The sequence below is a fragment of the Pelagibius sp. genome, from assembly GCF_028281305.1.
In the GTDB taxonomy this organism is placed as follows: Bacteria; Pseudomonadota; Alphaproteobacteria; order Kiloniellales; family Kiloniellaceae; genus Pelagibius.
Genome location: NZ_JANQKD010000013.1, coordinates 35696 through 58523, shown reverse-complemented (window position 1 = coordinate 58523; position 22828 = coordinate 35696). Strand labels below are relative to the sequence as shown.

Sequence of the window (22828 nt, the reverse complement as noted above, 5' to 3'; positions counted from 1 at the left end):
CGAGTAAGGCACACCTGCGGATGAAGGGAATTCATCTCCTCCTTGGTGCCGCGGCAAACCGGATGCGGCACCGTTGGACGCCGAGCGGTCGCGCAGGTATGGTCACGGCATAACCGAGGAAAAGCCCAGGGACGACTCCCCCGATGCCAGGCGACTGGATTCCACAGTTCCCGGAGTTGGCAACGCTGCCGCCGGCCGAACAGCAGATGCTCGCCCAGAGCGCACAGGCGGTCAGCCTGCCGGCACAGACCACCATCTTCGCGCCGGGTCAGCCGGCGCAAAGCTTCATGCTGGTTCTGGACGGAACCGTGCGCGTGCAGCAGGTCTCGGCGGGCGGGCGGGAAATCGTTCTCTACCGCATCAGCGGCGGCGAGAGCTGCATCATGACGACCGCCTGTCTGCTCTCTGAGGACACCTACAACGCCGAAGGCATCACCGAGACGCCGGTGGAGGCCGTCGCCCTGCCGCGCTCGGCCTTCGACGACATGATGGCGCGTTCGGCGCAGTTCCGCCGTTTCGTCTTTTCCGACTATGCCAGCCGGATCACCGACCTGCTGCAGGTCGTCGAGGAGGTCGCCTTCGAGCGGATCGACAAGCGCCTCGCACAGAAGCTTCTGGAACGAGCCGATAGCAACGGCTCCCTCTCGGCAACCCATCAGGACCTGGCCGTCGAGCTCGGCACCGCCCGCGAGGTGGTGAGCCGCCATCTGAAGGAGTTCCAGCGCCGCGGGTGGCTGACTCTGACCCGCGGCCAGATCGGCCTCAGCGACCGGGCGGCCCTGGCCCGACTGACCGAGACCGAATAGGCGGCCCCCGGAAGCCTTGATCCGGTGTTGATCTGGCACAATGCCGTATCTGCTCCTGCGTGGCTGAATCCCCTGCGTGACTAAATCACAGACCTGCCGCGCCTGAGGCCCTAGCTTCCCGTGCCATCGCCATCCGGCCCTTGCACGAAGGAGCGAAGCTGTGACCCGCAACGTTGGAACTCTCGACCGCATTCTGCGCGTCGGCATCGGCATCGCCCTGCTGGCGCTGGTCTTCGTCGGCCCGCAGACACTCTGGGGCCTCATCGGCCTTGTTCCGCTCGCCACCGCCTTCGCCGGCTTCTGCCCGGCCTACCGCCTGCTCGGCCTCTACACGCTGGCGAGAGATCAGCGCAAGGCCTGAATTCCGGGCCAGGCCCGCACAACAACAACCTGAGGAAATGCCATGCACCCGGACGTGAAGACCTTTTTCGATGAAGCCACCTACACGGCGACCCATGTGGTCTGGGACCCGGACACCCGGGAGGCCGCCATCATCGATTCGGTGAAGGACTACGACCCCAAGTCGGGGCGCACCGGAACCGCCTGCGCCGACGCGGTCATCGCCTTCGTCAAGCAGCGCGGGCTGACCGTCGTCTGGATCCTGGAAACCCATGTCCACGCGGACCACCTGACCGCCGCGCCCTATCTGAAGGAAGAGCTGGGCGGCAAGGTCGCCATCGGGGCCCGTATCGACCAGGTCCAGCAGGTCTTCAAGAAGCTCTTCAACACGGAAGAAGGCTTCACTGCGGACGGCCGGCAGTTCGACCGCCTGCTGGAAGACGGCGACAGCCTGTCCATCGGCAAGCTGGATGTCAGGGTCATTCACACGCCTGGCCACACGCCGGCCTGCGTGACCTACGTGATTGGCGACGCCGCCTTTGTCGGCGACACGCTCTTCATGCCCGACTTCGGCACGGCGCGCTGCGACTTTCCGGGCGGCGATGCGCGCACCCTCTTCCGCTCGATCCGCAAGATCCTCGCCCTGCCGCCGGAAACCCGCCTCTTCATGTGCCACGACTACGCCCCCAACGGCCGCGGCTACCGCTGGGAGACCACCGTGGGCGCGGAGCGGGCGGAGAACATCCATGTCCGCGACGGCGTCTCCGAAGACGACTTCGTGGAGATGCGCAGCGCCCGCGACAAGGAACTCGACATGCCGGTTCTCATCCTGCCCTCGGTCCAGGTGAACATGCGTGCCGGGGACATGCCACCGGCCGAGGACAACGGCCTGCGGTATCTCAAGATCCCGGTCGACGCACTCTAGGCAGCGCCGGCCGCTTAAAGAACGAAGGCCCCTTGCAAGAGGGCCGCACAGCAGAGGAAAGCCCCATGGAACTGAAGACAATCGACAAGAGCTTCGCCGTCTCGCCGCAGATCGAGGCCGAGGACGTCGCCGAGATCGCAAAGGCCGGCTACAAGACCATCATGTGCAACCGCCCGGACGGCGAAGGCAACGACCAGCCGCTGTTCCACGAAATCGAAGAGGCGGCGCGGCTGCACGGTCTCGAAGCGCACTACCTGCCGGTCGAGAGCGGCAAGGTCAGCGATGCGGATGCCGAGGCCTTCGGCGAAAGGCTGGAAGCAGCGCCCAAACCGGTCTTCGCCTACTGCCGCAGCGGCACCCGCTCGGTCACGCTGTGGTCGCTGAGCCGCGCGGACAGGATGCCGCTGGCCGATATCCTGGCCGCCGCCAAGGGCGCCGGCTATGACATGTCGGGCGTTGTCCGGCGCATCGCCAACGCCGGGAAGACGCCGCAGGAAGCCATCGACGGCAGGTTCGAGATCGTGGTGGTCGGCGCCGGTTCCGCCGGCATCGCCGTTGCCTCCTCCCTGCTCGCGCGCGCGCCGGAACTCAACATCGCCGTCATCGATCCCGCGGACATCCACTACTACCAACCGGGCTGGACGCTGGTCGGCGGCGGCGTCTTCGAAGCGGACGAGACCGTGCGCACGCTCTCCTCGGTGCTACCGAAGAACGTGCACTGGATCAAAGCGGCGGTGGCCGCTTTCGAGCCGGAACGCAACGTGGTGCTTCTGGAAGGCTGCCGCGCCATCGAATACGGCCGCCTGATCGTCTGCCCGGGCCTGAAGCTCGACTGGCACAAGGTGGACGGGCTGGTCGATACCCTGGGCCAGAACGGCGTCACCTCCAACTACCGTTTCGATCTGGCGCCCTACACCTGGGAGCTGGTCCACAACCTGAAGGCGGGCACCGCGCTGTTCACCCAGCCGCCCATGCCGATCAAGTGCGCCGGCGCGCCGCAGAAGGCCCTCTATCTCTCCGCTGATCACTGGCTGCGCAGCGGCGTGCTCGATCACATCGACATCGCTTTCTACAACGCCGGACCGGTGCTCTTCGGCGTCAAGGACTACGTCCCGGCCCTCATGGATTATGTCGAGAAGTACCGCGCGGAGCTGAAATTCACCCACAACCTGGTCGCCGTCGACGGCCCGGCCAGGCAGGCCTGGTTCGATGCGACGGACAGCGACGGCAAGGTCACGCGCGTCGAACGCCGCTTCGACATGATGCATGTCTGCCCGCCGCAGTGCGCGCCCGATTTCATCCGCGTAAGCCCGCTGGCCGACCAGGCCGGCTGGGTCGACGTCGACCAGAACACCCTGCGCCACAAGCAGTTCGACAACATCTGGAGCCTGGGCGACGTGATGAACGCGCCCAATGCCAAGACCGCCGCCGCCGCCCGCAAGCAGGCCCCGGTGGTGGCGCAGAACGTGCTTTCGGACATGGGGCGCAACGTCTCCGTCGGCCACTACGACGGCTACGGCTCCTGCCCGCTGACGGTGGAGCGCGGCAAGATCGTGCTGGCGGAGTTCGGCTACGGCGGCAAGCTGCTGCCCAGCTTTCCGCGCTGGCTGATCGACGGCAAGCGGCCGAGCCGTCTGGCCTGGCTGTTGAAGGAAAAGATCCTGCCGCCGGTCTACTGGCAGGCCATGCTGAAAGGCAAGGAGTGGCTGGCCAAACCGGAGGCCACCAAGCCGGAGGTGGTGAACTGAGAACGACGGTTCTGGCCCGGCGGCAGGGAGCGGCAGGATGATGGAGCGCCTGCTGCCGGGCCTCGTCTGGATCCGGCGCTACGACCGCCAGGCCCTGCAGGGCGATGCCCTGGCCGCGGTCATTGTCACCATCATGCTGATCCCGCAGAGCATGGCCTATGCGCTGCTGGCAGGGCTGCCGCCGGAGGTCGGGCTCTACGCCAGCATGGCGCCGCTGCTGGCCTACGCCCTCTTCGGCAGTTCCTCGACCCTGGCGGTCGGGCCCGTCGCGGTGGTCTCCCTGATGACGGCCGCCGCCGTCGGCGACTTCGCGGCCGTCGGCACGCCCGAATATCGCGGCGCGGCCCTCGCGCTCGCCCTCATCTCCGGCCTCTTTCTCGTGATCCTCGGCGTCGCGCGCCTGGGCTTCCTCGCCAGTCTTCTGAGCCACCCGGTGATCTCCGGTTTCATCACCGCCTCCGGCCTGCTGATCGCCGCCAGCCAGTTGAAGCACATCCTGGGGATCGAAGCGGGCGGCCACACACTGCTCGAACTGCTGCGGTCCCTGGCATCGCAGATCGACGCCGTGCACGGCCCGACCCTTGCCATCGGCGCCGGCGCGACGTTCTTCCTGTTCTGGGTGCGCCAATGGCTGAAGCCCCTGCTGACCCGGGCCGGGCTGGGGCCAAGGCTGGCGGACAGCCTCGCCAAGGCCGGCCCGGTGGCGGCCGTCATCGTCACCATCCTCCTGGTCGACCTGATGGCGCTGCAGGCGCAGGGCGTGGCGGTCGTCGGCGCGATCCCCCAGGGCCTGCCGCCACTTGCCCTACCGCCCCTGGACCCGGAGCTCTGGCAGCAGCTTCTGCCGGCAGCGGTCCTGATCTCCGTCGTCGGCTTCGTCGAGTCGGTCTCGGTCGCGCAGACCCTGGCCGCCAAGCGCCGCGAACGCATTCAGCCCAACAACGAACTGCTGGGCCTGGGGGCTGCCAACATCGCCGCCGGAGTGACCGGCGGCTATCCGGTGACCGGCGGTTTCGCCCGCTCCGTCGTCAACTTCGACGCCGGCGCCCGCACGCCGCTGGCCGGGGTCCTGACGGCGGCGGGCATCGGCCTCACCGCCCTGCTGCTCACGCCGCTGTTCCATCAGCTTCCCAAGGCGACCCTTGCGGCGACCATCGTCGTGGCCGTGCTGTCGCTGGTGGACCTGGGCGCCCTGAAGCGCACCTGGATCTATTCCAAAGCCGACTTCGCCGCCATGGCCGCGACCATCGCCGTGGTCCTCGGCGCGGGGGTCGAGGCCGGCATCGTCACCGGCGTGGCGCTCTCGCTGGTACTCTTCCTGGTGCGCGCCAGCCGTCCCCACATGGCGGTGGTGGGTCAGGTGCCGGGCACGCAGCACTTCCGCAACGTGAAGCGCCACCCGGTGGTGACCAGCCCGGAAATCCTCAGCCTGCGGGTCGACGAGAGCCTCTATTTTGCCAACGCCCGCTGGCTGGAAGACAAGCTCTATGACATGGCCGTCGCCGACCCGGCTCTGCGCCACGTCGTACTGAGTTGCGCCGCCGTCAACGCCATCGACGCCAGCGCCCTTGAGAGCCTGGAGATGCTGAACGAGCGGCTGGAGGCCGCGGGCGTGTACTTCCACCTGTCGGAGGTGAAGGGGCCGGTGATGGATCGCCTGAAACGCTCCGACTTTCTGGCGAAGCTCACCGGCCGGGTCTTCCTCAGCCACTACGACGCCCTCGCCGCCCTGGACCCGGAGACCACGCGAAAAGCGTCCTCGGGCCCCCGGCCGGAGCGCTCCGCGGCGACGGCGTAAGAGCGCCTCTCACGTCAGGCGGCCTGCTTCACCGCCTCGCGCACCTGCAGCAGGGTGACGCAGGCCTCGCCGGCCTCCCGCCCCTTGACGCGGAAATGCTCGAAGAAAAAGCGCCGATGCTCCTCGCTCTCATGGAAGTTGTGCGGCGTCAGCACGGCGGAGAACACCGGCAGGTCGGTGTCCATCTGCACCTGCATCAGCGCCGAGACCACGGTCTCCGCCACGAACTCGTGGCGGTAGATGCCGCCGTTGACGACGAAGGCGGAGCCGACGATCGCCTTGAAACGCCCGGTCTTGGCCAGATCGCGCGCCAGCAACGGGATCTCGAAAGCGCCCGGCACCTCGTAGGCCTCGACGGCAAGGCGGCCATCCGAAAGGCTGGTCAGGGCCTCCTCGAAGGAAGCGTGGCACTGATCGACAATGTCCGCATGCCAGCGCGCTTTGACAAAAGCGACGCGGCCTTCCGGCCGGCTGGGGGAGCTCTGATTCATGGTTTTCTCCTAATGACGACGTCAGAAACCAGAACCAGGGCGGCAGGAATACACACGATCCTTGCGGACTGCTGAACGCAGACCGCCGCGAACCGCTTCTTCCATTCTCTTTCATCCGGACTGTCACCGTCGGCTTCGGATTTGCACCGAATCTGCTGACCCCCCGGCAGCCGCTATCCCGATGGGATGACCTGCCAAGGGCGCTCGCGGGCTGCAGGCCCCGTGGGCTTTCCTGTGCACGGGCGCCTTCACCGCCGGTGGGGACTTTCACCCCGCCCTGAGAACGCGCCCCGCCGTCGGCGGGGCCTCTCATCCTTAGCGCAGCCGCCCTTGCCTGTCGATGGTCTGCTGCGCCCGCGCAGGGGCCGACACCGGTCCTCCCCCAAAAGCAATGTGGCCTTGATGCCCGCTCCGGCCCTATCATGGAGCGCTGGGAGCGGGAAGATGGAGCAGATTGCACAAGAGGCCGCCACGCAGGAAGGCATCGTCACCGAACTGATCGACGGCAGGGGCTATGTGGTCCTGCCGCAGGTCTTCACTGCGGCGGAAATCGCCGAGGCGCGCGCCCTGATCATGCGCTACTCGGACAGCGATGCGCCCAAGGCGACCCACTTCCAGGGTGCCAATCCCGAGAAGCTGCACCTTCAGCGCCGGGTCTGGAACCTTCTGAACAAGGGCGACATCTTCGTCGCCATGGTGCAGCGCGAACCGGTCGTCTCCATCATGCGGCGCTTCCTCGGCTCCGAATTCATTCTCGGATCCATCGCCGCCAACCGGCTGCTGCCCGGCGGACCCGGCCAGGAGCTTCACATCGACTATCCCTATTGGGACATGTACAAGCCGGAGAGCTTTCCCGCCCGGATCAACCCCAGCTTCCCCCTGAACGCCCAGGTGACCATCCTGCTCGACGACTTCACGGCGGAGAACGGAGCCACCGCCATCGTCCCGGGCAGCCAGAAGCTCGGCCGCTATCCGAGCGCGGAGGACAGGGCCGCGGCAAAGCTGGAACGCATGACCGGCAAGGCCGGTGACGTTGCCATCTTCTTCGGGCTCGCCTGGCACAGCGCGATGCCGAACGACAGCGACGGCGACCGCAGCGCCGTGCTGATCCAGTACCTGCCCAAGTTCGTGAAGCCGATGGAAGATCAGGTTCGCGGTCTCGATCCGCAGATCCTGGACCGCGCCTCTCCGCTGCTGCGCCAGTTGGTCGGGCTCGACTATCCCTATCCGCAGCTGCTCGACGAGGCCGAGGCCGGCAACGCCGAAGGCCGGGTGGCCTGACGGGGACTGGCTATGGAATCCCTCCAGGACCTGGCGCGGCAGGCCAAGGCGCCCATTGCGGCGGGCAGCATCGACGAGAAGGTCGCGGTTTTCGAAAGCCGCATGAACGGGCGCATCCTGCCTTTCGTCGGTCTGCACGGCTGTCTGCTGACCCTCGTCTACCTGCTTCGCGAGACCGACCTGCTGACGGCGCCTGCCCTTCGCGACAGCCTTTTGCCGGCGCTGGTCATGGCGGGGCTCGCCGCGCTCTGCGGGTTGGTCACGGCAATTGGCCAGGCTGGCGGCAGGCGCAGCCTGCCCGGCGGCGCCGCCTTTGCCGTCGGTCTTGGCATGCTCGCGATCCTGCAGACCCCCTGGATGCCGGGAGCGATCGCCGCTGCGGTGGTCCTCTATTGGGTTTTGGTCGCGCTCAACGCGACGGGACGCAGCGCCGACTACGAGTTCAACACTGCGACCCTCTACCTGCCGATGATCTTCCTGCTCAGTGCCGAGATCTCCGGCGGTGCCCAGCTTGCCGCCGGCATCGCCCTCTATGCACCGGCGATCTACTTGAAGTTCCGCCACCAGCCGCAGAGCAGCAAGATGGCCCTGGGCTTCAGCCTGCTGGCCTACCTGGCGGTCACCATCAGAGACAACGCGGACACGCAAGGGCTCATCGCCGCCATGGTGGCGGTGGTCCTGGTCCTCTTCATCGTCTACAGCTTTCGCACCCGCCATCTGGCCGGCTCCGCCTACCGCCACTTTCTGACCGATGCCATTCTGGCGGGCCTTTGGGCGGTTCTGGTCTGGACCCTGGGCCTGGAGGACTGGGGCGCGAACCTGGTGCTCGCCGGCATCGGCATCGCCGCCTATCAGGGTGTCGCCCTCTCGCTGCTGCGGCAACGCAAGGCCGAAACCATGGCCAGAATCGCGGAACGCGACGCCCGCCTCGCCTGGCTGCAGGTCGCCACCGTCCTGGTGCTGGCCGACATCCTTGTCGATGTCCTGCTGGAGGGCCTGCTGGACAGCGATCTCGTCTACCCCGCCGTGCTGATCGTGGTGCTGCCTTTCGTCGCCCTCTACCGCCATCTGCGCAGCGGCTTTCTGGCGCTGACGACACGGCTTTGGATCGGCGGCTGCCTGCTGACCGCGGCCAACGAGACGCGGGACCTGTTCTATTGGGGTTTTCTGTTTGATAACAGAGAACGGGTGCCCGCCGAGGTGCGCGGTGACGTTCTGGACCTGATCGCCGGCCAGCTCTTCTGGCTGGTCTTCGCGCTCGCCGCCGGCATGGCCGCGACCCTGCGCGCCCGGGCCCTGCGAGAGGTGCCCTGGTGGCGCGGCCTGTTTCCCCCGCGGCCCATGGTGCACCTGCGGCGCTCGGCACGGCTGGTGATCGCCAACGCCAACCGCATCGCCTTCGTCGGCAGCATCATCGCCGCCCTTTCGGCTCTCTTCACCTGGCTGCGCTATGCCGGCGGCGACGGCCGCGGCCTGCGCTCCCGTGATCTCATGCTGCTGGGCGTTCATGTCTATGCCGTCGCCATAACGGTGCTCTTCATGCGCTACCTCGAGGGGTGCTGCGACGAGGAGGCTTACCCGGCGCTCGATCTCGCCTTGCTGACCTTCCCGCAGTACGGGCTGCCTTACGTTCTGGCCTTCTGCCTCTGGGGGCTGGCGCTCTATCTGCGCGGGGTGGTTCTGCGGGACACGCTGGCGCGGTTCTTCGCGACCGGCTTCGTCGCCATGCCGCTGGTCACCTTTACCGTCAACAACAGCCTGGACGACGCCGTCTTTCTGGCAGAGGTCGCGTTGATCTGCTGCTTCTCCCTGTTCTGCTTCGGCCTGTTGCGGCGCTTCGTCCGGTAGCGGACTGTTCCCCTGTCATCGGGGCGGAGCGCGCCGCCCCTGGACAGCGGTGACGCAGCGGGGCAGTCTGCGGCCATGCCCGATTCGCCATCGAAACCTGACTCCAGCGACACAGAGAGCCTGGACCCGCTGCGCCTGCGCGGCGGCTTTGCCGACCTCGTGGGCTATGAACTGGCGGCCTGGGAGCCGGACCTGGCCAGCATCGCGCTGACCGTCGAAGCCCGGCACCTGAACCGCAGCGGCGTGATGCACGGCGGGGTTCTGACGACGCTGATCGATACCGCCTGCGGCTACTGCGGCTGCTACAGCGCCCCCGGCGAACCGGGCCGGCGCGCCTTCACCCTCTCGCTCACCAGCAGCTTCATCGGCGCTGCCCAGGCCGGCCAGCGGTTGACCGCGACGGCGCGGCGCAGCGGCGGCGGCAAGAGCATCTTCTTCGCCGAGTGTCAGGTGGTGGACGAGGCCGGACGGGTGGTCGGCAGCGGCCAGGGCAGCTTCAAGTACATCACCAAGCGCTGAACAACGGTGTTGGCCAGAGGCGGGCGCCGGCCTCAGGCGATCCAGACCATCAGGGCCACGACAGCCAGGAAGAGCCCGAACGCCAGGAAGCGGCCGCGAAGCTGTTCGTCGCTTTCCCTGATCATCATGCGCTGGCCCTCGGTGAAGGTTCCCGCCTTCTGCCGCAGGCGCAGCCAGTGGCGCGCCAGCCAATGCTCGGTCCAGTAGTCGATACCGCCGCCGGCCATGGGTACTCCTCCACCAGGCAGTCTGCCCCAAGGCAGACTTCACCCCATACTCTGCACCCCGACACTCTGGCCCTTGCGATGCTGCGCCGCAACCGTAAGCTGGCAGCATGCCCAGCAGCAAGCGGGAGATCGGATGAGATGGCGAAGTCCGGAGCCAAGAACGGCAGCCCGGCGGGCGATTGCGCGGACCCCTGGCCGCAGGGCCGCGGCGTCAAGCGGATCAATCTGGCCCTCCAGGGCGGCGGGGCCCACGGCGCCCTCACCTGGGGCGTGCTCGATCGCCTGCTGGAAGACGACGGGATCGCCATCGAGGGCGTCACCGGCGCCAGCGCCGGTGCGGTGAACGGTGCCGTCATGGCCTACGGCCTCTCGGTCGGCGGCCGCGAAGGGGCGCGGGATCTGCTGCGCGCCGTCTGGAAGCGCGTTTCGGAAATCGCCGCGCTGACGATGATGCAGCCGAGCCCGCTGGACCGTATGACCGGCCTCGGCGGCATGGACTACGCCCCCGGCTATTGGATGCTGGACACGCTGTCGCGGGTGTTCTCGCCGTATCAGTTTAATTTCTTCGACATCAATCCGCTGCGCGACACCATCCACGAACATATCGACTTCGAGAAGCTGCGCCACTGCAAGACGGTGAAGCTCTACGTCTCCGCGACCAACGTGCGCCGCGGCCGCATCAAGATCTTCGAGCTTGAGGAGATGAGCCTGGACGCGGTGATGGCCTCCGCCTGCCTGCCCTACCTTCACAAGGCCGTGGAGATCGACGGCGAGGCCTACTGGGACGGCGGCTTCATGGGCAACCCGGCGATCTTCCCCCTGATTTATGGCGCCGAGACGCCGGACGTCCTTCTGGTGCAGATCAATCCGATCAACATCGAGAAGACGCCGACCTCTGCCCAGGAGATCATCGACCGCCTGAACACCATCACCTTCAACGCCGGCCTGATGCGCGAAATGCGCGCCATCAGTTTCGTCACCAAGCTGATCGACAAGGGCTTCGACGACGGCGGGCGGCTGAAGCGCCTGAACATGCATGTCGTCGATGCCGAGGACGTCATGCAGAACCTGGGCTTTTCCTCCAAGCTGAATGCCGACTGGGACTTCCTCTGCCACCTGCATGACGTCGGCTACGCGCGCACCGATGCCTGGCTGGCGGCCCACCGCCAGGATCTCGGCAAGCGCTCCACCGCCGACATCGACGCGATGTACCTGTAAAGCGGGTCCGGCCTTCATGCCAAAACCAGCCGCTCCGACCGCCATGCCGAAAGCGTCTCGCGGATAGAGGTATTCTCATGACGATAGGCGGAACAGAACTCTACCGACCCCGTGCGGTATCGGACCTGGGTCTTTGGGAAATAGCGCCCCTGACACTCAAGGTCTACGGCATTGCGGCGGACGGACAGGAGATAACGGAGGCCCTGATCCGCGACGCCCGCTCCTTCGTAGGCTTAGAAGTCCCACCGCTCGTGGCGGCCGAGGGCGAAGACAACGGACTGGGCTTTGTGATCATTCATCCGGGCGAGCTTGGCGTGTCGATCCTGGCCCACTGGTGGATTCAAGGATCGGTGCTGTGCCAGCACATCCAACGGACGCTTTGGGGTGCGGAGAAGCCGATGGATACGGCCGCCAGACCCGTTATCGCTTGTGTGTGGGAGCTCGGCCTGATCAACGCCGAACAGGAAGCCTGGCGCGAAACGATGATGACGTCGACGCCTGATCCTTCAGCCTATTTGAGCACCCGCGCCGCCATGTCCGCCGCCTAAAGCACACGCAGCACGAATGAGCGCAGAGCCCGCATCACGCTCCCTGCGGCTGGGGCTGAGGGGAGCGGGGCATCAGGAAAAAGCCGCAGAGCGCGCTGAGCACAGCCAAGGCGGCCCCGATGAAGGCAATGGCGCGGAAGGCATCGACCATGGCCTGACGGTAGGCGTCTTCCAGGGCGAGTGCATTCGCAGCGGAGAGCTGTGTCATGGCGCCGTCGCTGCCGTAAGCCACCGCGGCACGCGCGGCGGGCTCGACGCCGGCGGCCAGGGCCGCGAAGCTCTGATCGAAAACCAGCGCGGCAAAGGCGCCGAGCCCGGCGACAGCCAGCAGCCCCGACAAACGGGAGACGGCATTGTTGACGCCGGATGCAAGACCCGACTGGCCGGCGGGTACCGCGTTCATCACCACCGTGGAAAGCGGCGCGACGGTAACCGCCATGCCCAGGCCCAGCACCAGCATGGCCGGCACGACGGCCGACCAGAACGAGGCGCCCGGCGCCGCCGGAATGAACAGAAGAAAGCCAGCCGCCGCAATCATCGGGCCGACGGTCAGCGGCAGGCGGGCGCCAAAGCGGTCCAGCAGGCTGCCCGCCCAGCGCGACAGAAAGGCCATGACCAGAGTGAAGGGCAGGAAGGCTGCGCCGGCCAGCATCGCCGTATGGCCGTGCGCCTCGATCATGGTGATCGGCAGGAAGAACAGTACCCCGGAAAGGGCGAGATAAAGAAAGAGTGTCAGCAGATTGGCACCAGCAAAAGCAGAGGAGCGGAAGAGCCCGAGCGGCAGCATCGGATCGCCGCTGCGCTGCTCGACCCAGAGGAAGACCAGCAGGCCCAGCACACCCGCGACGCCCACCAGGACCAGGGGCTGCGAAACCTGGCGGCTTTCGCCGAAGGTCGTGAGGCTGTAAGTCAGGGCCGCCAGAGCCAGCACCGCCAGCAGGCCGCCGGCCCAATCCATCCGCCGCCCAGCCGTCTGGTCGCGGGATTCCGGAACCCGCCACAGCGAAAGCGCCAGCGCCACCGCCGCCACGGGCAGGTTGATGAGGAAGACCAGCCGCCAGGACCCGAGGTCGATCAGCCAGCCGCCCAGCACCGGCCCCAGGGCAGCGGCGATGGCGGAGAATCCGGCCCAGGTGCCGATGGCCCGGCCGCGCTCCTCCGGCGGAAAGGCGGCAGAGATAATGGCCAGGCTGTTGGGCACCAGAAGGGCGCCTCCGAAGCCCTGCAGCGCGCGCGCGGCGACAAGCTGGCCCGCGGTCTCCGCCAGTCCGCACCACAGCGAGGCCAGCGCGAAGACCACCACCCCGATGTTGAAGACCCGGCGCCGGCCGTAAAGATCCCCCGCTGCGCCGCCGACCAGGAGCAAGGCCGCCAGGAACAGGGCATAGGCGTTGACCACCCACTGCATAAAGCTGAGCGAGCCGCCGAACTGCTCGCCAATCACCGGCAGGGCGACGGTCACCACCGTGCCGTCCACAAAGGCCAGACTGGACCCCAGGATGGTGACCATCAGGACGATCGGGCGGGCTTCCCGGCGGCAGGGCTCAGTGCAGGCACCGGCCTGGATCTGGCCGTCATCGCAGGGCGCAATCTTCATCGTCGGTCCTGGTTCGCTCCAAAAAGGGCTGTTTTCCGGGCAACAGGGCAGCTATGCGGACAAGTCACTGGCTTTGTTCCCGCAGAGATATCATCTTCGTGTAACAGTCACCGCAAGGAAGAGTGTCATTTCGGCGGGCCCGAACAGGGCCGGGACGAAAGGGGCCGGGAGAAGACAGATCCGGCCGCCGGGCAGGTTTCTCTGTTTCCTAAGCTGAGTGTTCTTTGCGGCCGGCGCAAGAGGGTGGCATGCGACCGGGACCTCCGCTGTTGCGACTACGCCAATTGCGATTGTGCCCATCGCGATTGCGCCCATCGCGATTGCGCCCATCGCGATTGCGGCAGTCGCGCGGGGCGTCCTCGCTGACGTCCGCTTGATACATTGGCTTTTCCGGGGAGAAGAATGCGCGAGGCGAGCGACGAACGGGACGAGCACCGGCAGCCCGAGGCGGCGGCCGGGGCCGCGCCGCTGCCGCCGCCCCAGGCGATGCCGCGCCCCGTCGCGGCGGAAGCCCTGCGGAAGGGCGCGGTGCGCCGGCCTTCGCTGGGCATCCTTATCGCCGTCACCGCGCTCGGCCCGCTGGCCCTGAACATCTTCATCCCTTCGATGCCGGGCATGAAGGCGGTCTTCAACACCGATTATGGCACCATCCAACTCACACTGACCCTCTACCTTTTCGGCGTCGCCATCTCGCAGCTCTTCCTCGGCCCGCTCTCCGACCGCTTCGGGCGCCGGCCGGTGCTGCTTTGGGGCGTCCTGCTGTTTCTTCTGGGCACCCTGCTCTGCGCCTTGGCCGACAGCATCGCGATGCTGATCGTCGGCCGGGTGATCCAGGCCGTGGGCGGCTGTGCCGGCCTGGTGCTGGGCCGCGCCATCGTGCGCGACACCCACGATCGCAGCGAATCAGCCAGCATGATCGGTTACATCACCATGGCGATGGTGGTGGCCCCGATGGTCGCACCCCTGCTGGGCGGATTTGCCGACGACCTCTTCGGCTGGCGTGCCTCTTTCGTCTTGGTCCTGCTGGTCGGCGCGGTGGTTCTGGCCTTCGCCTGGTTCCTGCTCGTGGAGACCCACTTCGACCGCGACGTCGTCGCCGGGCCGGTCAGCATGGTCCGGGGGTTCGGGACGCTGCTCAAGGACACGGCCTTCACCGGCTACGCGATCAACGTGTCCTTCACAACGGCGGTGTTCTTCGCCTTCCTGGCCGGCGCCCCCTACATGATGATCGAGGTGATGGGCCGCCCGCCCAGCGAGTACGGGCTCTACTTCATGCTGAATGCGGCCAGCTACATGACCGGCAACTACCTGGCCGGCCGGCTGTCGACGAAAGTCGGACCGGAGCGCATGACCCTGGCCGGCAGCGCACTCGCGCTCGTGGGCATGGCCCTGATGACCGGCCTCGCGCTCTCGGGCGAGATGACGCCCCTCATGCTGTTCGGCCCGGTCATGTTCATAGGGCTGGCCAATGGCCTCAGCCTGCCCAATGCCACCGCTTCGGCGATCTCGGTCCGTCCGGACCTGGCCGGAACCGCCTCCGGCCTGCTGGGCTTTCTGCAGATGATGGTCGGCGGCGTTGCCACCCTTGTGGTCGGGCACCTGCAGAGCGAGAGCGCCATCCCCATGGTCAGCGTCATGACCTCCGCTGCGATCATTGCTTTCATCGGCTACTTCCTGGCCAAGATCGCGCTGGCGTCCCGTCCCTCGGCAGCGCTTTCCCGCGGGACCGAATAGTCGACAGCCGGGCGGAAGTTTGATCGACTCGGCCCGGCGGGCTACAACCGGCCCAGCAAAAGCTGGCGCCGAGCCAAGCAAACCTCCGCCCGGCGCCGAACCTCGAGGACGGACAATGCACGCGGCAAGCACATCAGACCCACAGGCCATGGCGGCGGTCACGGCCCGGATCCTGCTGGAAATCGAAGCGATCCTCTTTCGCCCGCAGGAGCCCTTCACCTTCACCTCCGGCCGCGTCAGCCCGGTCTATGTCGACTGCCGCAAGATCATCTCCTTCCCGCGCGCACGCGCGCAGCTCATGGACTTCGGCTGCGAGCTCATCAAGCGCGAAGCCGGCTACGAGTCGATCGACTGCATCGCCGGCGGCGAAACCGCCGGCATCCCCTTTGCCGCCTGGATCGCCGAGCGCCTGGGCCTGCCGATGGTATACGTCCGCAAACAACCGAAAGGCTTCGGCCGCAACGCCCAGATCGAGGGGCATCTGCCGGAAGGCAGCCGGGTACTTCTGGTTGAGGATCTGGCCACCGACGGCGGCTCCAAACTCACCTTCGTCGACGCCCTGCGCAAGGCCGGCGCCGAGGTCGCCCATACCTTCGTAGTCTTCCACTACGGCATCTTCCCTGAGGGCGTCGCCGCGCTGCAGGAGCGCGGTGTGAGGCTGCACGCCCTTGCAACCTGGTGGGACGCGCTGGCCGTCGCCGAGCAGACCGGCTACCTCAAAAGCGCGGAGGTCGATACGGTGCGGCACTTCCTGCAGGATCCGAACAGCTGGACAGCGGACGCGCAGGCCAAGTCGAACGGCTAGCCGCAGCCGCGGCTGAACCCTTAGGCGGCAGGATCTACACAGCCCGGACACCGGAGGTAGTTTTCCGGCGCGAAATTAACCATAAGCAAATCTATTTTTTGTGATTCCGAGGTAGGGGCGCTTCTCTTCCATCGCAAAATCAGTACACTTCAACCGAGGGTCTGGGGACGGGGAGCATGGATCGGAACACGCCGGAAGGCGACATCATCACGCGCGTCATCTCCGAGCTTGAAAGCGCTTCCACAGGCAGCCAGGAACTGGACTGCATGATCAGCTATGCGCTGGAACTGGCGCGCGGCGAGTTCGACCAGGTGATGATGGAACTGCTGGTCAAAGAAGGCTTCTCCTGGAACGTCATTTCAGAGATCTGGGGCGGCAAGGTGCCGCCCTATACGCAGTCCCTCGACTGCGGCCTGGAGGGCGAGAACATCGCCTTTGCCATGCGCTCGGACAAGCGCCAGCAATGGGCGGCGGTCCACAAGAACAAGGAAGGCAAAGAGTTCCTGGCCTGGGCAAAGACCGAGGTCCTCGCCCGCCGCTTGGCCGCCCTCAAGGGCAACGTCGCCGAGAGCGTGGGTCAGCCGGAGAAAGGCCCCGGTCTTGAGCCGGAGCGGGCCGACCAGCCCCAAGAGCTCGACGACGAAAAAGAGGCGGAACACCTGAGAATGGTATCCCCTGGCGGCCACTCAACTGTCGCCCAGGCTGCTGCAGCCCGCGATACGGAGAGCTGGACGGTCTTGTTCTAAAAAGGGGCTGTTCTGGGGAGGTCGATTCTGGGGAGAGCTGTTTTGCAGGGGGAGCGCAAGATCGACCGGCTGCGGTGCCGGACCTGGCCGGAATGCCAGGGTGCGAGGCGGCGCCTCAGCTTTTCATCTCTCCCGTCGCGTCAACACCGTGAACTCGCGTTCGCGCTGTGCTAGCGTCGTGACCATGCAGGGGGCGATCGTCGAGTCAGAGGGGGACTGGGCTGCGGAGCAGCCGGACGACAATGGTCCCTACGTTGTCGTGGTCGGCAGCGAGAAAGGCGGCACCGGCAAGTCGACCACAGCCATTCATCTGAGCGTCGCCTTGATGAAACTGGGTTTCAAGGTCGCGACCCTCGATCTGGATTCCCGCCAGGCAACGCTGTCCGCTTTTTTCAAGAACCGTGAAGACTACGCCGAGCGAAGCGGTCGGACGCTGGAACTGCCGCGCCATGCGGTGGTCGAACGCTCCGCCGCCGCCGATCGTCAGCAGGCCACGGAGGATGAGGAGCAGCGCCTGCAGGCAGCGCTGGCCGAGGCGCAGGGCTGCGACTTCGTGGTCATCGACACACCGGGCAGCGACTCTTCGCTCTGCCGGCTGGGGCACCGCTTCGCCGACACCCTCGTGACACCCCTGAACGACAGCCTGTTGGACATCGAAGTTCTGGCGCGCATCAACCGCGAGGACCGGCTGGTGGAAGCGCCGAGCGTGTACAGCCAATTGGTCTGGGAGCAGAACAATCAGCGCGTCGTCACCGGACGGCCGCCGATCGACTGGGTGGTGCTGCGCAACCGGCTGGCCCATATCGAAGCCCGCAACATGCGGGAGATCAGCAACCTGCTGTCGGTCCTCTCGAAGCGCATCGGCTTTCGCGTCGCTCCGGGCGTCAGCGAGCGGGTCGTCTTCCGCGAGCTCTTCCTCAGCGGACTGACCGCACTCGATCTGCCTGAGGAAGGCGAGACCAGCAGCCACGCGGCCGCCCGCCGGGAGATCAAGGACGTTTTGGAAGCGATCGGCCTTTACGACGCCGGCGCCGCCTGACGACAGCATCGCCCGGCAGCAGCGCACCGGCGCAAGGCCCGCACCTCAGTCCGGTATCTCCGCCTGCTGGTTCGGCGTCAGAACCGACGCCGGCGGGTCGAGCAAGTCGGCATCAGTGCCCGTCAGCGGCGGATTTACGGCGCGGGCCACAACAAGACAGCCCTGCCCCTCTGCCTCCAGCCGGCGGCAGAGTTCGCGAGCCTTGCCGAGATCAGCGATCGGCCCCGTACGCAGGCGATAGAAGACCCCGGCACCGTCAATGGTGGCCTCCTGCACCCGAAGGCCGAGCCCGCCGAGGAGGGACGGAAAGACGTCGATCAGCCTTTCGCGTTCCCGTTCCGCCGCGTCACTCTGGCGGACCGATGCGAACTGGACCTGATAGCCGCCGCCGGGCGCCAGATTGATCACCGAAGACTGTTCCTCTGCCGCAGGCTCCTGGCGGGGTTTCAGACGGGGCAGAACAACCCCGGCGGACAGGCCCTCCGCCGAAAACTCCTCTCCCGAAAGCGCGTCCTCCGGCAACACCGTCGCCGCAGCCTGCGCCGCCGCGTCCGGCGCGCTCGCAGGCACGCTCCCTGGGGCGCTCCCTGGGGCGCTTCCAGGCGCCTCGGAGGAGGGGCCGATTGTCGCAGGGATCTCGACCTTGCCGCGCTCTGCCTTCCTGACAAGGCTGAAGTCGTTGGCGCCGGGGATCAGCGAAGCATCCGGCAACAGCACCCACTCACCATTGATATCGGCCCGAACGGTGCCGATGGGCTCGCCGTTGTTCAGCAGAATCCATTCGCTCAGCGGTTCCGCACGCCCGGCAATGATCGACTGGCCGTTCGGCTCGATCCGGATGATGTCGAAGGAAGGCTCCGCGGCCGCCGCGGTCGTCCCGGCGGCCGCGAGGTCAGCGTCCGTGCCGGCCGCCGTTGCGTCTTCGGGCGGCAAAGCGTCTTCATCCTGCGGCCCGTCCGCAGCCTGCGCAGCGCTTTCAACGCTGCCTTCGGGTTCCGTTGCAGAGGCCGGCACAGCAGCGTCGGAGCCCTGGCCCGCCGCCGCGGCCTGCGGTGCGCCCGGGGACGACCCGTCTGGGGACCGGGTCTCCGCAGACTGGGTCCCTGTGGATTGAGCTTCTGTAGATTGAGCTTCTGTGGATTGCGGGTCTGACGACCGCGGCCAGAGCGTATAGGCCGTGAAGCCGAGCGCCGCGCCGACAGCGATCACAGCGGCGATGCGCCAGGGGCTGCGGTCGCGCCCTGTGCTGTGCCCTGTGCTGTGCCCTGAGCCAAGACGGTCGCGCGCTGCAGCAGCGGGCCCGGCGCGCAGCGGCCCGGTGGAAGCCGAAGCGGTGGAAGCCGAAGCGGTGGCGGGAGCGGTCATAGGAGCAGTCGGTCGACTGCCCTCTTTGGGCCCGTCGATCTTTTGCGCCAGGCGAAGATTGACCGCGGAGGAGGTGCGCGGTGGATCGCGCTCTTCCGGCTTGGCGATGACGGAAGGCTCGCTCTTAAGCGCCTCTTCGGGATCCTCGCCGTCTGCTTTGTCTCCAGCAGTCCCCGCAGCGGCCTGTTCTTGGTCAGAGAGCAGCGGATCGCCTGGTGCCTGTCTCTTCTCCGCATCCGGCGTCGGCCCACCCGAATCGTTGGTGCGCGAACCACCGGCTGTTGGATCACTGGCCGCCGGATCGCTGGCTGCCTGATCACTGGCTGCCTGATCACTGGCCTCCGCATCGCCGGTCTCGGTCGAGGCTGCCGTGCCAGACACTGCCGCCTCTGCCGCAGTCTCTTCGGGCGCGGATGCGGGCGTGGCGGACACCGCCTCTTGCGGATCGTCTGGCGGGCCGGCGGCAACCTCCGCCTCACCGCTGCGGGCCGCTTCGCCACTCCCGACAGACGCTTCGCCGCGCTGGCCCGCGCTCTGCGTCACCGCGGCAGGCGTATCACCGGCATCTGCGGGTTCGACGATCTCGGCGTCGATAACTTCCGGTTCGAAGACATCGGCAGTCGAGGGCACTGTCGCCGCCGGTGCCGGATCGGCGACCAGCGGGTCGTCGACAACAGGCCCGGACGAGGCTGCACCGGTTTCCACGATCTCCGCTTCGATGGCCTGCACTTCGGAGATGGCCCGCACTTCCGGGCCCAGCACGTCAGAAGGATCGGGTGCCTGCTGTGCCGCATCTGCCTCTGCCGCATTTGCCTCTGCCGCATCTGCCGCGTCTTCTTGTGCCACGTTCTCCGAAGACCCCGGAGCCTCCTCGGCATCGTCTCGCAACCCGAGGGGGCTGCGGTCCAAAAGGCTCGCAGCCGGACTCGGCTCAAGGTCCGCTTCACCGGCGCTGTCGCCGGCGGTACCAGAGTTGCGCGCCAGCGGCGTGCCGTGGCTTTCGTCGTCTCTGGGCTGATCCACCTCCCGGGGCTGATCCACCTCCCGGGGCTGATCCACGTCCCGGGGCTGATCGACGGCGCCAGGGCCATCGGCCGGGAGGGCACCATCTTTCCCGATTTCGGCTTTCTTGCTCTGGGCGTCGACAAAGGCCAGCAGCGGCAGTTCCTGTTCGATCTCCGGCAGCTTTGCCTGCCGCCGCTCGGAGGAGTCCTGGCCCCTGCCCTTGCCCTTTTGGACCGGCAGCGCGCCTTCGGGCCCGTCTTCCGTCTGAAGCTCGGCAATGACGAGGCTGGCCGGGGACGCAGCGCCTTTGCGTGCGAAAAGCGCACTGGTCAGGGAAGCCGCCTTGGCTTGAGTCATCTCAGGCTCTGCCCTCAACCTTGATCTGATTGGTCTGCTCGGAGCCGGTCAGGGCCGGCGGAACGGCGGGCACCCTCCGGGGCCTCCTCGCTCCGGACAGCCGGACATCGAGATAATCCCAAAGCGCCGCAATCTCGCGCGCCGAGCGGGACTCGCCGGGCAATTCCATCACCGTGCGGCCATCGATCATGGAGGCGGCGAAATCGACTCTCTGATGAATGATCGCAGGAGCCAGAGGCCCATGCTGGGACAGCAGAGAAACCGCTTCCGCTGTGATCTTGGCTCTTGGCGCCGCACCGTTGACCACAAAGACCAGCGGCTTCCCCAGATGTTCCACCAGTTCCATGGTCGCCCCGATCGAGCGCAGGTCGTGCGGGCTCGGACGCGTGGGAATGACCACCAGGTCGGCAACGCGGATGACATCGGCAATCGTGCCGGTCAGCGCCGGTGGCGTGTCGATCACCAGCAATTCCATGCCGTGCGCAGCCAGTTCCTTGACGTCCTGCGCCAAGCGCGGAACCGCGGTCTGGATGAAGAAGGGATTGGGCGCCGCCCGCTCGTTCCACCAGTCCGCCAAGCTGCCCTGCGGATCGACATCGATCAGCCCGACCGGCCCGCGGCCGCTGAGTTCAGCCTGAACTGCCAGGTGCCCGGCAATCGTCGTTTTTCCGGATCCACCCTTTTGGGATGCAACAACAACAACCTTCACAACCGCCCGCTCCCCCAATTGACAAGAGCCCCTCAATGCCGACCAACCGCGGCCCGACGCGGCGTCAGCAGCCCTTACCTCAGCGCTGCAAGAAAGCGTAAGCTCCCCGCACCTACCAGTGACAGTTAATATTTTGTTAACCTATACTATATGTAGCGGTTGATTGGAAGCTGGACATATTGCGCAGGGCAAAAAAAGTGCATCGCGGCAAAGCCCTTGGCCAGAGAATGCAGGCCTTCGCCGCCCTGCGGCAGCCGCTGTGGGACACAGCCGGCTGCGCCCTCCCTCCAGGCATGTTTAGCGCGTAAAGCGTGCGTTGTCATCTCAAAATCAACCTTGAATTCAAGTAAATCTACTGGCAGACGAATACACATCGAGAGAAAATTTGAATAAAATTTTACTTGAATTTAGCATTACTTGCTTTTTATTTAAATATTTACTTAAGCGCCTCGATGTATTATATAGTAATGGGAGAGCGGCTGCCTGAACTTTAGGAGGTTCAAATGCAGATCCAACCAAGCCCCGTGCCGCTGGCCAACACGGGATCGACGCAGTCGGTGGCGCCTGAAGTCACGCCCGCCGCCAAGTCGGACTCGGCCCGGCCGGTGGAGTCGGCCCCAAAGGACCCGCCCCCGCGGTTTCCCTATCCGGATCCCGACCGGGGACAGAAGATCGACTTTGAAGCGTGATCTTCGCCCTTTGGGCTGACAAAACCGGGGGAAGAAATGACGGTAAAGAGGTTGCTCCGAGAAGGGCCTGAATGGCCTTTTTCGGAGCTCCCGTCGTTGCTGACTTTCCCTTGCCATCGCGCCGCACCACAGGAAGATCACTTGTGGACGAGCGACCCGGGTCCATATACAGCATATCCTTAGGCGCTGTGTGGATTCGCAAGCGCTTGGTATTGCTTGTCCGGAGCTGCCGGCCCGGTTGTCAGGGGACCGCCGCAGGGGCCTGTGCAAGGCGAGCAACCGCCGGGGGCGGACGGATCAAACCGGACCATGCCGGCGAAACTGGGTTGATGGAACTGGGTTAATGGAACTGGGCCGATGGAATTGGGCCGACCGAAGAACCTGAAGCGCAATATCCGCTTTCTGGGGCGCTGGCTGCGCAACCCGAAGGCTGTCGGAGCCGTGGTGCCGAGCGGACGCAGCCTCGCCACCGCCATGGCCGCAGAGATTGACCACGACGCCGAGGGCGCGATCATCGAGTTGGGCGGCGGCACCGGCAACATCACCGCTGCCCTGCTGGAAGCCGGTATCCCCCACAGGGACATCATCGTGATCGAACGCGACAAAGCGTTCCACCGGGTGATCGCCGAACGCTTCCCCCAGGTGCGGGTGCTGCAGGGCGATGCGGCGAACCTGCGCCGGCTGCTTCAGAACGCCGGCATCGGCAAGGTCAAGGCGGTGGTCTCGAGCCTGCCGCTGTTGTCGATCCCTGACCGGATCTGCCGCCAGATCGTCGCCGAATCCATGGCCGTGCTCGACGACCACGGCGTCTTTGTTCAGTTCACCTACGGCCCGGCCTCACCGGTCTCCAAGCGCATTGCCGCCGCCCTCGGCCTTCGGGGCCGCCGTGCCAGTTGGGTGATGGATAACATTCCCCCGGCTTCGGTCTGGCGCTATCAGCGCAGCAGCGCCGCGCTCGAGTCGCAACCGCCGAAGAGAGAACAGGACCGGCGCTTGCACAAGCGCAGCGCCTGACGCGGCGGCCCACCCGCAGC

The 22828-nt window shown here is 66.3% G+C and carries 21 protein-coding genes and 1 riboswitch; of the genes, 16 read left to right on the top strand and 5 right to left on the bottom strand.

Annotated features, from left to right (window positions below; all coding sequences use genetic code 11):
* Positions 1 to 143 precede the first annotated feature (143 nt).
* The 5 genes from Q0982_RS03010 (at position 144) to Q0982_RS02990 (ending at position 5616) form a co-directional block, all read left to right on the top strand.
* Positions 144 to 806 carry a Crp/Fnr family transcriptional regulator gene (locus tag Q0982_RS03010; protein WP_299391581.1) on the top strand — a complete coding sequence of 221 codons (663 nt, stop codon included), beginning with the start codon at positions 144 to 146 and terminating at the stop codon, positions 804 to 806.
* 160 nt (positions 807 to 966) lie between these two features.
* The gene (locus Q0982_RS03005; RefSeq protein WP_299391579.1) at positions 967 to 1167 is read left to right on the top strand and encodes a DUF2892 domain-containing protein; all 201 of its coding nucleotides are present in this window, start codon (positions 967 to 969) and stop codon (positions 1165 to 1167) included.
* A 42-nt stretch (positions 1168 to 1209) separates the two neighbouring features.
* Positions 1210 to 2070, top strand: coding sequence for an MBL fold metallo-hydrolase (locus tag Q0982_RS03000; protein WP_299391578.1), 861 nt, complete (start codon positions 1210 to 1212; stop codon positions 2068 to 2070).
* A gap of 65 nt (positions 2071 to 2135) precedes the next feature.
* Entirely contained in the window at positions 2136 to 3818 is a 1683-nt protein-coding gene (locus Q0982_RS02995) for a bifunctional protein tyrosine phosphatase family protein/NAD(P)/FAD-dependent oxidoreductase (protein WP_299391576.1), read from the top strand.
* A gap of 37 nt (positions 3819 to 3855) precedes the next feature.
* Positions 3856 to 5616 (top strand): sulfate permease, encoded by a 1761-nt coding sequence (locus Q0982_RS02990; protein WP_322096939.1) that lies wholly within the window; start codon positions 3856 to 3858, stop codon positions 5614 to 5616.
* A 14-nt stretch (positions 5617 to 5630) separates the two neighbouring features.
* Here Q0982_RS02990 and Q0982_RS02985 read toward each other — a convergent pair whose 3' ends face one another.
* Positions 5631 to 6107, bottom strand: coding sequence for a 6,7-dimethyl-8-ribityllumazine synthase (locus Q0982_RS02985; protein WP_299391575.1), 477 nt, complete (start codon positions 6105 to 6107; stop codon positions 5631 to 5633).
* A 99-nt stretch (positions 6108 to 6206) separates the two neighbouring features.
* Positions 6207 to 6396, bottom strand: a riboswitch (FMN riboswitch).
* Positions 6397 to 6551: 155 nt separating this feature from the next.
* Here Q0982_RS02985 and Q0982_RS02980 point away from each other — a divergent pair.
* From Q0982_RS02980 to Q0982_RS02970, 3 genes are all read left to right on the top strand, one after another.
* Positions 6552 to 7388: a phytanoyl-CoA dioxygenase family protein gene (locus Q0982_RS02980; protein WP_299391573.1), complete on the top strand. Its 837-nt coding sequence runs from the start codon at positions 6552 to 6554 to the stop codon at positions 7386 to 7388.
* Between the two features lie 12 nt (positions 7389 to 7400).
* Entirely contained in the window at positions 7401 to 9236 is a 1836-nt protein-coding gene (locus Q0982_RS02975; protein ID WP_299391572.1) for a hypothetical protein, read from the top strand.
* 75 nt (positions 9237 to 9311) lie between these two features.
* Positions 9312 to 9755, top strand: a complete 444-nt coding sequence (locus Q0982_RS02970; RefSeq protein WP_299391570.1) for a PaaI family thioesterase — start codon at positions 9312 to 9314, stop codon at positions 9753 to 9755.
* Between the two features lie 32 nt (positions 9756 to 9787).
* On the opposite strand, the gene Q0982_RS02965 is transcribed toward Q0982_RS02970, so the two are convergent.
* Positions 9788 to 9982, bottom strand: a complete 195-nt coding sequence (locus tag Q0982_RS02965; RefSeq protein WP_299391569.1) for a hypothetical protein — start codon at positions 9980 to 9982, stop codon at positions 9788 to 9790.
* Positions 9983 to 10120: 138 nt separating this feature from the next.
* Here Q0982_RS02965 and Q0982_RS02960 point away from each other — a divergent pair, with 138 nt between their 5' ends.
* Both Q0982_RS02960 and Q0982_RS02955 read left to right on the top strand, forming a co-directional pair.
* Complete coding sequence (locus Q0982_RS02960; protein WP_299391567.1) at positions 10121 to 11200, top strand: patatin-like phospholipase family protein; 1080 nt, start codon at positions 10121 to 10123, stop codon at positions 11198 to 11200.
* A gap of 77 nt (positions 11201 to 11277) precedes the next feature.
* Positions 11278 to 11748, top strand: coding sequence for a hypothetical protein (locus tag Q0982_RS02955; protein ID WP_299391566.1), 471 nt, complete (start codon positions 11278 to 11280; stop codon positions 11746 to 11748).
* A gap of 34 nt (positions 11749 to 11782) precedes the next feature.
* Here the strand turns inward: Q0982_RS02955 and Q0982_RS02950 are convergent, their stop codons facing one another.
* On the bottom strand, positions 11783 to 13345 hold the full coding sequence (locus Q0982_RS02950; protein WP_299391564.1) for an MFS transporter: 1563 nt from the start codon (positions 13343 to 13345) through the stop codon (positions 11783 to 11785).
* Positions 13346 to 13747: 402 nt separating this feature from the next.
* Here Q0982_RS02950 and Q0982_RS02945 point away from each other — a divergent pair, with 402 nt between their 5' ends.
* The 4 genes from Q0982_RS02945 (at position 13748) to Q0982_RS02930 (ending at position 17669) form a co-directional block, all read left to right on the top strand.
* On the top strand, positions 13748 to 15079 hold the full coding sequence (locus Q0982_RS02945; RefSeq protein WP_299391563.1) for a multidrug effflux MFS transporter: 1332 nt from the start codon (positions 13748 to 13750) through the stop codon (positions 15077 to 15079).
* Between the two features lie 115 nt (positions 15080 to 15194).
* A complete protein-coding gene (locus Q0982_RS02940; RefSeq protein ID WP_322096938.1) occupies positions 15195 to 15884 on the top strand; it encodes an orotate phosphoribosyltransferase in 690 nt (229 codons plus the stop codon).
* 176 nt (positions 15885 to 16060) lie between these two features.
* Positions 16061 to 16630: a hypothetical protein gene (locus Q0982_RS02935; RefSeq protein WP_299391559.1), complete on the top strand. Its 570-nt coding sequence runs from the start codon at positions 16061 to 16063 to the stop codon at positions 16628 to 16630.
* A gap of 184 nt (positions 16631 to 16814) precedes the next feature.
* Positions 16815 to 17669 carry a division plane positioning ATPase MipZ gene (locus Q0982_RS02930; protein ID WP_299391558.1) on the top strand — a complete coding sequence of 285 codons (855 nt, stop codon included), beginning with the start codon at positions 16815 to 16817 and terminating at the stop codon, positions 17667 to 17669.
* Positions 17670 to 17714: 45 nt separating this feature from the next.
* Here Q0982_RS02930 and Q0982_RS02925 read toward each other — a convergent pair whose 3' ends face one another.
* The gene (locus Q0982_RS02925) at positions 17715 to 20396 is read right to left on the bottom strand and encodes an SPOR domain-containing protein (protein ID WP_299391556.1); all 2682 of its coding nucleotides are present in this window, start codon (positions 20394 to 20396) and stop codon (positions 17715 to 17717) included.
* 1 nt (position 20397) lies between these two features.
* The gene (locus tag Q0982_RS02920) at positions 20398 to 21105 is read right to left on the bottom strand and encodes an AAA family ATPase (protein ID WP_299391555.1); all 708 of its coding nucleotides are present in this window, start codon (positions 21103 to 21105) and stop codon (positions 20398 to 20400) included.
* Between the two features lie 503 nt (positions 21106 to 21608).
* On the opposite strand from Q0982_RS02920, the gene Q0982_RS02915 reads away from it, so the two are divergent.
* Together Q0982_RS02915 and Q0982_RS02910 are read left to right on the top strand one after the other, a co-directional pair.
* Positions 21609 to 21794 carry a hypothetical protein gene (locus Q0982_RS02915; protein WP_299391553.1) on the top strand — a complete coding sequence of 62 codons (186 nt, stop codon included), beginning with the start codon at positions 21609 to 21611 and terminating at the stop codon, positions 21792 to 21794.
* A gap of 357 nt (positions 21795 to 22151) precedes the next feature.
* Positions 22152 to 22808, top strand: a complete 657-nt coding sequence (locus Q0982_RS02910; RefSeq protein ID WP_299391552.1) for a class I SAM-dependent methyltransferase — start codon at positions 22152 to 22154, stop codon at positions 22806 to 22808.
* Positions 22809 to 22828: the final 20 nt, after the last annotated feature.